The organism is uncultured Shewanella sp. (assembly GCF_947495455.1).
Classification (GTDB): domain Bacteria; phylum Pseudomonadota; class Gammaproteobacteria; order Enterobacterales; family Shewanellaceae; genus Shewanella.
In genome coordinates this window covers 1-11,085 of record NZ_CANLZC010000141.1, presented here as the reverse complement: position 1 = coordinate 11,085, position 11,085 = coordinate 1, and the positions used below count along the sequence as shown (strand labels likewise).

9 protein-coding genes are annotated in these 11,085 nt (G+C 42.3%); 3 read left to right on the top strand and 6 right to left on the bottom strand.

The features are described 5' to 3' along the window. Window positions 1-177: 177 nt before the first annotated feature. Together ftsH and rlmE are read right to left on the bottom strand one after the other, a co-directional pair. Window positions 178-2,175 (bottom strand): ATP-dependent zinc metalloprotease FtsH, encoded by a 1,998-nt coding sequence (gene ftsH / locus Q0791_RS22920; protein WP_299011517.1) that lies wholly within the window; start codon window positions 2,173-2,175, stop codon window positions 178-180. Between the two features lie 31 nt (window positions 2,176-2,206). Next, window positions 2,207-2,836: a 23S rRNA (uridine(2552)-2'-O)-methyltransferase RlmE gene (rlmE, locus tag Q0791_RS22915; RefSeq protein ID WP_299011515.1), complete on the bottom strand. Its 630-nt coding sequence runs from the start codon at window positions 2,834-2,836 to the stop codon at window positions 2,207-2,209. Between the two features lie 92 nt (window positions 2,837-2,928). Between rlmE and yhbY the strand changes: the two genes are divergently transcribed. Further along, complete coding sequence (gene yhbY, locus Q0791_RS22910; protein WP_299011514.1) at window positions 2,929-3,231, top strand: ribosome assembly RNA-binding protein YhbY; 303 nt, start codon at window positions 2,929-2,931, stop codon at window positions 3,229-3,231. 71 nt (window positions 3,232-3,302) lie between these two features. Here the strand turns inward: yhbY and secF are convergent, their stop codons facing one another. The 4 genes from secF to greA all read right to left on the bottom strand — a co-directional run bounded on the left by secF (window position 3,303) and on the right by greA (window position 7,626). Further along, window positions 3,303-4,226: a protein translocase subunit SecF gene (gene secF, locus Q0791_RS22905; protein ID WP_299011513.1), complete on the bottom strand. Its 924-nt coding sequence runs from the start codon at window positions 4,224-4,226 to the stop codon at window positions 3,303-3,305. A 3-nt stretch (window positions 4,227-4,229) separates the two neighbouring features. After that, on the bottom strand, window positions 4,230-6,044 hold the full coding sequence (gene secD / locus Q0791_RS22900; RefSeq protein ID WP_299011511.1) for a protein translocase subunit SecD: 1,815 nt from the start codon (window positions 6,042-6,044) through the stop codon (window positions 4,230-4,232). 178 nt (window positions 6,045-6,222) lie between these two features. Beyond that, a complete protein-coding gene (locus tag Q0791_RS22895) occupies window positions 6,223-6,873 on the bottom strand; it encodes a hypothetical protein (protein WP_299011509.1) in 651 nt (216 codons plus the stop codon). A 276-nt stretch (window positions 6,874-7,149) separates the two neighbouring features. Then, a complete protein-coding gene (gene greA, locus Q0791_RS22890; RefSeq protein ID WP_299011508.1) occupies window positions 7,150-7,626 on the bottom strand; it encodes a transcription elongation factor GreA in 477 nt (158 codons plus the stop codon). A 521-nt stretch (window positions 7,627-8,147) separates the two neighbouring features. Here greA and Q0791_RS22885 point away from each other — a divergent pair. Continuing rightward, window positions 8,148-10,343 carry a TonB-dependent receptor gene (locus Q0791_RS22885; RefSeq protein WP_299011506.1) on the top strand — a complete coding sequence of 732 codons (2,196 nt, stop codon included), beginning with the start codon at window positions 8,148-8,150 and terminating at the stop codon, window positions 10,341-10,343. Between the two features lie 82 nt (window positions 10,344-10,425). After that, the gene (locus tag Q0791_RS22880) at window positions 10,426-10,998 is read left to right on the top strand and encodes a hypothetical protein (protein ID WP_299011504.1); all 573 of its coding nucleotides are present in this window, start codon (window positions 10,426-10,428) and stop codon (window positions 10,996-10,998) included. The last annotated feature ends 87 nt before the right edge of the window (window positions 10,999-11,085 follow it).

Below are 11,085 nucleotides of genomic sequence, written 5' to 3'. Positions count from 1 at the left end.
TGTATCACCTTAAAAGGCAATAAGCATTCTTGCAGTAATACGCCTTGAATTAGGCACTTTTACAGGCTCTGAAAACAAGCATCTTCAAGTATCACGGGTATAAACAAGAAAACCCCAAAATGGGGTTTTCTTTTATTCAAATTGCTTAAATCAATACGCTAGACAATAAGCAGTTAACTATTTTACAGGCGACTCAGTCACATCGCCTTTGTCATCTGGCTTAGGCGCTGAAGACGAGTCACTATTAACAACAGGCTCAGCTGATTGCGTAGAGGCTTTCTCACCATCTGCATCATTGACGCCATTATCATTAGAGTTATCTTCATCCTTTTGCCAATCAGCAGGTTTACGCACTTCACGTCTAGCCATCAGATCATCAATTTGATCAGCATCAATGGTTTCATATTTCATTAATGCATCTTTCATTGCATGTAATATGTCTACATTATCATGTAAAAAGCGGCTTGCTCTCTCATAGTTAACATCAATAATCTGTTTCACTTCAGCATCAATGATGCTCGCTGTCTCATCCGACATATGCTGAGTTTTGCCCATGCTACGCCCTAAGAAGACTTCATTATCGTCTTCTTCGTAAAGCACAGGACCGAGTTTCTCAGAAAATCCCCACTGTGTCACCATGTTACGGGCAATGGATGTTGCATATTTAATGTCTTGTGAGGCACCGGTTGAGACTTTTTCACTACCATACATCATCTCTTCGGCTAAGCGACCACCATAAGCCACTGAGATCTGACTTTCCAATTTCTGACGGCTTTGGCTAATTTGATCCGCCTCAGGCAAAAAGAAAGTCACCCCTAATGCACGGCCACGTGGAATGATAGTGACTTTATGCACAGGATCGTGCTCTGGCACTAAACAGCCCACAATAGCATGTCCCGCTTCATGATAAGCAGTCATTTCTTTTTCTTCTTCAGACATCACCATAGTGCGGCGCTCAGCCCCCATCATGATCTTATCTTTAGCGCTTTCAAATTCTTCCATGCTCACTAAGCGGCGATTACCACGTGCGGCAAAAAGCGCTGCTTCATTCACAAGGTTAGCTAAATCAGCCCCTGAGAACCCTGGTGTTCCACGGGCAATCACGCTGGCTTTTACACCATCCGCTAACGGCACTTTACGCATATGCACTTTTAGAATCTGTTCACGACCACGCACATCAGGTAAACCCACAACCACTTGACGGTCAAAACGCCCTGGACGCAATAATGCGGCATCTAATACATCAGGACGGTTAGTCGCGGCGATCACTATCACCCCTTCATTACCTTCAAAACCATCCATTTCCACCAGCATTTGGTTCAAGGTTTGCTCACGTTCATCGTGACCCCCACCAACACCTGCACCACGCTGACGACCGACGGCATCAATTTCATCAATAAAAATGATACAAGGCGCTGATTTTTTAGCTTGCTCGAACATATCACGAACACGAGATGCACCCACACCGACAAACATTTCAACGAAATCAGAACCCGAAATCGTAAAGAAAGGTACTTTAGCTTCTCCAGCAATCGCTTTTGCTAACAAGGTTTTACCTGTACCTGGTGGGCCCACGAGCAACACACCTGTTGGAATACGGCCACCCAGTTTTTGAAAACGGGTCGGCTCTTTTAAGTAATCCACTAATTCTTTCACGTCTTCTTTGGCTTCATCACAACCTGCAACATCGCCAAAAGTGGTTTTAATTTGTTCTTCGCCCATCAATTTAGCTTTACTTTTGCCAAATGACATCGCGCCTTTACCGCCACCACCTTGCATTTGGCGCATAAAGAAAATCCACACACCGATCAACAGCAGCATCGGGAACCAAGAAATAAAGATTTGTGTTAAAAAGCCTGATTTCTCAGCTTCTTCACCTTTCATCTTGACACCTTTACGGTCAAGATCATTAATTAAATCTTGATCGTATATTGGCATGATAGTGGTAAATTTATCACCATTGGTTTTCACACCATCTATGGTACGTTGATCACTTTGTATTTGAACGGATCCTATCTGTCCAGTACGCACATCATCTAAAAAGGTAGAATAATCCATCTTCTGCGTTGATTGAGAAGAGGGGGAATAACCCTGGAAGACTGATATCAGCACCACAGCGATAACAACCCAGAGAATTAAATTTTTTGCCATATCACTCAAATTACTAGACCTCATTTTCAGTCTTTCGGTTACTAAGCTTAGGGTACTACAACTTGTACCCTGTCGCCACTAAATAGACTTCACGAGAACGCGCACGTGAAGAGTCCGGCTTACGGGTTTTTACTGTTTTAAATGCTTGTTTTACTGCTTTCATATAGTCATCAAAGCCTTCCCCCTGAAAAACTTTAACGGCAAAACAACCATTTGGTGCCAAAACTTGATGACACATATCCAGCGCTAGCTCCACCAAATACATGGCTCTGGGCTGATCGACTCCACCCGAACCACTCATGTTTGGCGCCATATCTGACAGCACCACATCCACTTTCCCATCACCGACTCGCGTTAACAATGCATCAAGGACTTTCTCTTCTCGAAAATCCCCCTGCAAAAAATCAACGCCCACGATAGGATCCATAGGAAGAATATCACAGGCGATTACTTTACCTGAATCTCCAGCTAATTTCACTGCCACTTGGGACCAGCCTCCCGGTGCAGCCCCTAAATCCACCACTGTCATGCCTTGGCGAATTAATTTATCCTTGTCTTGGATTTCTTCTAATTTAAACGCGGCACGCGAACGTAAACCTCGTTTCTGAGCTAGTTTAACATAATGATCATCAAAATGTTCTTGCATCCAACGAGACGAACTCGCTGTTCGTTTTTTACCTGACATTTAAAAATCCGCAACAAATGAGAGTTACATAAGGGCTATATAAGGGTAGAATAGCGTCTTTTCAACAGTAACTCAGCATAAAGTTGGTATAAATGAACTTAACAACCAAACAAAAACAACACTTAAAAGGCTTAGCCCACAGTTTAAAGCCTGTAGTGATGCTTGGTTCTAATGGTCTCACTGAAGGTGTACTGGCTGAAATTGATAGCGCACTCTCTCATCATGAACTGATTAAAGTGAAAATAGCCTCTGCTGACAGAGAGCTAAAAAATGCAATCGTCGATGCCATTATCCGTGAAACGCAAGCCGTAAAAGTACAAATGATAGGCCATGTGCTTGTTTTATTCCGTCAATCTGAAGAAATGAAGATCGCGATCCCTCAAGCACGTAAATAAACTTGTTATTGAAAATGAAATAATAAAAAGCCGCTATCAAATAGCGGCTTTTTTGATAAAAGTAAAATAAGTTACGGCGTTTCTGGTAAGGCCTCTATTTTATAGTGCTCAGGCAATAAACCTAATTTTTCTGGCAACACAGTTCCCACCGAAATGGATGACCAAGTGCCCGTCAAAATACCGATAAACATAGCGATAGAGAATCCCTCTAATGGCGCTCCGCCCATGATCCACAATGCCACCACAGTCAATAAAGTCGTGCCTGAGGTCACCATAGTACGTGAAAAAGTGGCCAACACAGCCTCATTATTTGAATCGGCGGTTTTTGCATTGGGTTTAGCAATTAAGACTTCGCGAATTCTATCGGCAATAATAATCGAGTCATTAAGCGAATAGCCAAGAATGGCCAGTATGGCAGCCAATACCGTTAAGTTAAATTCCATCTGACTTAATGAAAAGAAAGCCAACACAAAAATGACATCATGAACAAGTGCACATAGAGAACCTGCCGCTAAACGCCACTCAAAGCGATAACTCAAATACCCCAAAATACACAGCATAGCAATCAATAACGCTAAGCCCCCTTGCTCGGCAAGTTCTTGCCCCACTTGGGGCCCCACAACACTTGAATTAATTAATTTAACCTTACTGTCTAATGGAGTGAGTACTTGTTTAACATCAAGTACCTTAGCATTGGCACTATTTGAATCAATGTCCTTGACGCTATCAGGTAGGCCATAACGTATCACCCATCGCCCAGGCTCGCCTGCTGAAATCACGCTTACATCTTGTTTTGATGCCGCATTCATTAAGGGTTGAATTTCACTGGCAGTGATCTTAGGGTTCATGGTCACTTCTGCCACGACACCACCAGTGAAGTCTAGCCCCCAATTAAAGCCTTTCACCGCAATGATGCTCAAAGAAATGATCACAACCGCCACAGAAACCGCACTAGAAAAATAGCGCCACTTAGTTAATCTATTAATATTTTTCATCTTTTACACCTTTAGATTACGCTGTGTGTTACGGCCATACACCATATTAATGATGACTCTTGAGGCAAAAATGCCGGTAAACATACTGGTCAATAGACCCAATCCCAATGTCAATGCAAAACCTTGAATGGGTCCGTTACCAATAGCATATAACACAACTGCGGTGATCATAGTGGTAAAATTGGCATCAATAATGGTTGAAAAAGCACTGTCAAAACCTCGGTCAATGGATTGAGCGAAACTTCTGCCTTCCTTCATTTTATCTTTAATACGCTCAAAGATAATCACATTGGTATCGACCGCCATCCCTACAGTCAGTACAAGCCCCGCTATCCCCGGTAAGGTTAATACTGCCCCCGGAATAAGTGCTAATAATCCAAATAACAACACCATATTGCCAATTAATGCCACATTGGCAACCCAGCCTAAACGACGATACCAAAGTGCCATGAACAGTAAGGTCATACTGATCCCAAGGCCTAATGCCGCAAAACCATTCTCAATATTTTCGGCCCCTAAACTTGGCCCAATCGTCCGCTCTTCAACCATCAAAACAGGTGCTGTCATTGAACCTGCACGTAACAACAATGCCAATTGCTGCGCATCTTGATAACTGCCAGCGCCTGTGATCCTAAAACGATCCCCCAATTGTGATTGAATCGTCGCCACACTAATGATCTCGGTTTTTTGTTTTGCCTTCCCGTTCGCATCTTGGCTGTATTCGCTATAGGCGGTTGCCATTGGGTTGCCCACATTGGCGCGAGAAAAATCAGACATGATTTTTCCACCTTCACTGTCTAAAGTAATATTGACCTCAGCTCGCCCCATTTCATCTGTACCCGCTCTTGCATCAACAATATGCTCGCCTCCCAACACAGGACGGCGAGAGACAGACACAGGCATACCAGATTTATCCTTGAGCACTTTGGTGTTGACCGCTCCCGCACTTTTTACAGCATAAAAAGCTAAACTGGCCGTGGCACCAATAACATTTTTTGCCGCTACGGGATCTTGTACCCCAGGTAGCTCAATACGAATACGATGCTCTCCCTGACGTTGTACCATAGCTTCGGTGATCCCCAACTGCTCTATACGACTGCGCATCACTTGTAAGTTTTGTTGTACGGTAAGATTACGAATATTGACTCTTTCATCGGCTTTCAGTACCAATGCTAATCCTTCGTCACCCGAATTAGTCACTTGCCACTGTGGATAGTTAGTTTTGAAAAAAGTACGTAACGTGCCACGCACATCTTTACCCGATACCTTAATATGAATACCTTGCTCAGGGGCTTTAGTGACACTGACTCCACGCAACTTCTGCTCACGCACAAATTGACGAATAGCGTCCATCAGCTGACTTTGGTGAGCAACGTAAACAGGATCAACATCCACATCTAATAGGAACTGCACGCCTCCCCTTAAATCTAAGCCCAATTTAATGGGTTCAAATCCCATATTCGTTAACCAAGATGGTGCTGCAGGCACCAGTGCTAAGGTCAGTTCAGAGCTATCATTGGTGTTTTTGGCTAAAATATCTTTAGCTTGTGTCTGCTGCTGTGAGTCATCAAGTACCACCATAGTATTTTTATCATTTTGAGTGATACGTTTTACCTTAATCCCCGCATCTTGCAATTTAAGTTGCAAAGCAACAGGGGATTGTAATAAACCGGACTTATTATTGATCTGCACGGCGGCATCTTCACCATACCAAGTCGGAAGTGCGCTCAATAACATGATCACTAAGATCACAATTAAAACGATATACTGCCAAGCAGAATACTTATTCAATATTTTATGTTTGTGTCTATTATTCATAAATCTCATTACCTAAAAACAGCAAAGGATGACACCTTGCTGTATGGCTCATATTTGATCGAAAGAAGTGCAGTCAAAAACTGAAAAAATGATAAATAGCTTTAAAGAGTCGCACAGGCAGACTTTAAGCCTTAAAAGTTAGCATATTGACAGTGTTGACACTTTTGAAGTGAGTGCTTTAGCTTATCTGCTGGGTAAAACGATAAATAAGATTTGACTCTTTCCAACCCGACACGCGAGCACTTTTAGAAAAAGTAGTTAAAAACCAAGACGGATTATTAGCATCAATACGATAACCTACCTTAAAGCTTGGAATAACAGGAGGAGAAAATTCAAAAGCCAACTGATATTCGGGCTGGATCTCAACCAGATCATGCTGAATAAAACTCAGGTAGGCTTGTGTTCCCAAAGGAATAAAGGTCTCGCCTCTATTCACAGGAAGTGAACTTGAAAACGGGAAGGCGGGTTGATGATCAACCTTCTGAGTGTGGTCTATTTGAGAAACTGTTTTCTGATCAGCCTTCTGAATATGGTTTAAGTGGGACTGGGAAACCGTTTTGTGCTCAACCTTCTGGATATGACCTATATGACCTATTTGGGAAACTGGTGCATCACTAGTCATATTTTTATGCGTAATTAAGGATGGTTTTGACTCGCTCGCTGCTGATGCGTGGGAGTCCCCTAAAGGCGTTTTGGCTTCGGTATTATCAGCAGAAGGCATAGCATATGTAGTCGCAACAGTATCTGTGACCATAGGCAAAATCATTTTTTCCGTGCACGCATAAGCATTGATGCTCAGCATCAATAAAATACACATAACGGCACTCATTTGCTTAATCACTGACTTAAAGAACCTCAATAGCTAACTTGATAGCTAAACATAATACTTAGGCTTAATACTTATGAACACATTATAATGGGCATTCACTGCGGGAATTCATGTGCCCTATCTCATAATCCGCCCCATTAAGATAAGCATACTCCCTTAATGAAAAGATAACAACGAAGACTCAAGATACTTGACGTAAGGGAATAAACAACTACAGAAATATAACAAAAAACCGCTAACAAATAGCGGTTTTATTACAACTGACGACCTTTTAAATTAAATATAATCGACGCGAATAATTTCGTAATCGGTTTTACCGCCCGGTGTTTCTATGGTGATTTCATCATCTAAATTTTTACCTACTAAGCCTCTGGCAATAGGTGAACTCACAGAAATTAAATTTTCTTTAATATTGGCTTCATCATCACCCACAATGCGATAAGTCATCTCTTCATCGGTATCCACATTGAGAATCGTCACAGTCACACCAAAAATAACCCGGCCTGTATTGGGCATTTTAGTGACATCAATGATCTGGGCATTAGACAATTTACCTTCAATATCACGGATCCTAGCCTCACAGATCCCTTGCTCTTCACGCGCCGCATGATATTCAGCGTTTTCTTTTAAATCGCCAAGCTCTCTGGCTGAACTAATTGCCTCAGTGATTTTAGGGCGACGCTCAAATTTGAGGTGGTCGAGTTCTTTACGCAGCATATCCGCGCCAATCACAGTCATTGGAACTTTATTCATAATCCTCTTTCGTCTCCTTTAAAACAAAAGCATCCCGCGTCGATGCTCAATTAGTGATCATCAACACAAGTAAAATAATATATTAAGGGTATTTTATACTTGAGAAGGAATAAATGTATAGCCCCAAATCAAGTGAAAAAAGGCCAAAATCACCTACCAAGTCATAAAATAAGAACTTCATTATCCTTGTATGATTAACACACTATTTGAGGCCTAACAGTTTAAGGGCCAGCAGTGCATACCTGCATATATCCTCTCATTAAACCTACATTTAATTTACTTTTTAATCCTTATATTTCAACATAACTTCACTCATTCTGTGCATATTGAGCGCAATCATTCACTTTTCTTCGAAAGTCGAATAGCAATTGAAAATAATTATCATTACTGTCATGCCCGTTATCATAGATTGAATGTGCTTTAAGCCCGTTAAGTCATGACACTTTGTCATTACGATTCAATCTTCTTTTATAAAACACACTATTGCCTTATTTAAATAGGCCAGTACTGAGACAAAATTCATGTTTAATCGCACCTCAATTGCATTGGCTATCTTCTGTGCCATGCAAACCAGTTCTGTCGTCGCACAACAACAAGAAAAAGATACAAGAGCGAATACAGACGACCAATTACAAGCTCTGAATGAAAAACAACCTATTGAAAAGATGACCGTTCAAGGAGTACGCCAACGCTTAGAAAAAGCAGGCACACTGTCAGACAGCATAATGAAAACCGAAGTGGTTAGCAGCGAGTTGATGAATAGTAAAAATGCGGTTAACTTAACGGAAGCCATTAACAATACGCCAGGTGTCAGAGTCTCCAACGAATGCTCCATGTGCGGTGTAAAACGCATCATGCTCAATGGACTCAGGGGGGAACAAACCACTATTTTAGTTGATGGCCTTCCTGTTCATGCCATGATAGCGGGCTATTATGCTGTCGATGCAATCCCCACAACGGGGCTTGATCGCATTGAAGTGGCTCGTGGCGCGGGTGCTTCCCTCATTGCGCCAGAAGCCATTGGCGGTACCATTAATGTCATCACGAAAACCGCCACAGAAAATAGCGCAAGTATCGATGCCTCTATCGGTGAAAATGGTAATCGCAAAGTGGGGATACTCGGTACCGGAGTCAGCGATGATGGCCGCACTCGCGCCACTTTAACCGCACAATATGACGATCGTGATCAACTGGATGAAGACAATAACCTTGTCAACGAATCGCCCAGTCAAGATAATCGCAGCTTTAGTTTGCGCCTCTCACAAGATCTCACCGATAAAGATAATGTCACGCTACGTTACGCCAATGTGCAATCTGAAGTTTTTGGCGGTCCCATGTTAAGCAATACCTTTGCTGACGGCGTTGCCTCCAGTGCAGAACGTGTCATTGCTTCTTTTGACGATATTCCATCTGACATGCTGTTTGAAGGCGGCGATGTGCGAAATCGATTTATCGGAAAAGCTTGGGAAACCACTGAATGGGTCAAAACTCAACGTGATGAACTCTCGTTAAGTTGGCTGAGTGCATTAAACGATGACTGGAACATGACATTATCTAGCAGCTATTCCGATCATACTCAAGACTCTTTTTACGAAGGCTTTAGCTATTACGCTGAAGATACTATGTGGTATGTGGATGCACGCTTTAACTACTATTTAAATGACAGCCATTTATTCACTTTCGGACTAGATAAACGGACCGAAGAAATGCGCTCCCATTCTAGTGGTGAAAGTGATCCTGACTATGTTAGCGATGCCTTTGACTATGATGTACTGGGTATTTACGTACAAAATACTTGGCAAGCCAGCGATAAGTTAGAAGTCAATATTGCGCTGCGTTTCGATCATGTACAAGCTGACTTTATCGACACCAGCAAACCCGGTAAAGAAATTGATCAACATATTGTCGCGCCACGCATTGATATGAGTTACCAACATAATGACGAATGGGTATCACGTCTATCTGCGGGTAAAGGCTACCGTGCACCTTTATCCTTTTTTGAGACAGATCATGGTGTATTGGATGCATCACAAGGTTTTGAAATCGATGTCAACCACTTAGAACGTTCCCGCTCAGCCACCTACGCCTTAAGCTATACGGGTGAGCGCCTGAGCGGCACCTCGGCCATCGCCTGGACACAAGTGGATCATTTAGCAAAACTAACTGAAACCAGCACAGGTGTCCCCTTGTTAACCCAACTGAACAGCTCAGCCAGTGTCACCACAGCGGATCTTTCACTAGGCTATGCGCTTACTGATAATTTCAGCATTAACCTCACAGCAGAGCACTTCATGTACAGCGATCAGTTTAAGAAGTCTTATGCCATAGCACCCGTTGAAAAACGCTTAACTTTTTACACCGACTGGGACATCAATGGCTGGGAATTATTTACTAATTTAGTATGGATTGGCGCGCGGAATTTATCGGATTACGGCTATGATGGCTATAACCAAGTCAGTAGTGATGGAAATATCGTGGCTTCATCGAAAAAATCCACTCATGCACCCTCTTATTGGACCTTTGACTTTAAACTCAGTAAAGCCATTAATGACAGTATTACCCTCTATGCCGGGGTGAATAATTTATTTGACTACACGCAAGTTAACGAGGGTGAATCACCGCTGTTTTATGACAAAAATGGCGATTTTGATGTCGCCTACATTTGGGGACCGCTGCGAGGCCGTGAAGCCTACACAGGTGTTCAAGTGACCTTTTAAACTCCTCATTCTAAGTCAATCATTAGGGCAAGGCTTGTTGCCCTAATGATTATCCATTAATAAGAACACATAAGTTAAAGCCATGCTCCAGAACAAACGAAGTCGCATATTGAACTTAGTCAGCCAGATTTTTATTAAAGCATGTTTACTGAGCTCACTTGTATCGATAAACATGGCTCTCGCCTCATCAAATACTCCCTCTCTTACAGCTTCGCAGCAAAATCAGCAAGTAAAGACTCAATGGCTTAATTACCAACATGATAATCTCGTGACACACCAAAAAGAAACCTTACAAAGGTTTATGGGCAAACCGAGTTTACTGATGTTTTTTGAACCTGATTGCCCTTGGTGTTTCAAACAAGGCAAAGCCTTTAATCAACTCCTGATTGACTGCCCTGATGCCATTAATCTTGTGGCACTGGCAAGCCACGGCGATAAAAGAATATTACGAAAAGCGGCTTGGAAAATGAAATTACATTTTCCTGCCTATTTAGCCAATAACGCCATGATGAACACTCTAGGTTCCTTACCCGCTACCCCCATAACTCTCATTCTCGATGACAGTGGGCACTTACATAGCCTTATTCGAGGTTACGTAAAACTGGAGCAACTGCTACCTCAATTAAAAAAAACATTTGAATTAACCTGCCGTTAAAAGCGCTACCTAACCTGAACTCGGGATAAGAAATTGAACTAACAGCCCTCTTTGTGATCAGATCTTTCGACCAAGATTAATCAATCA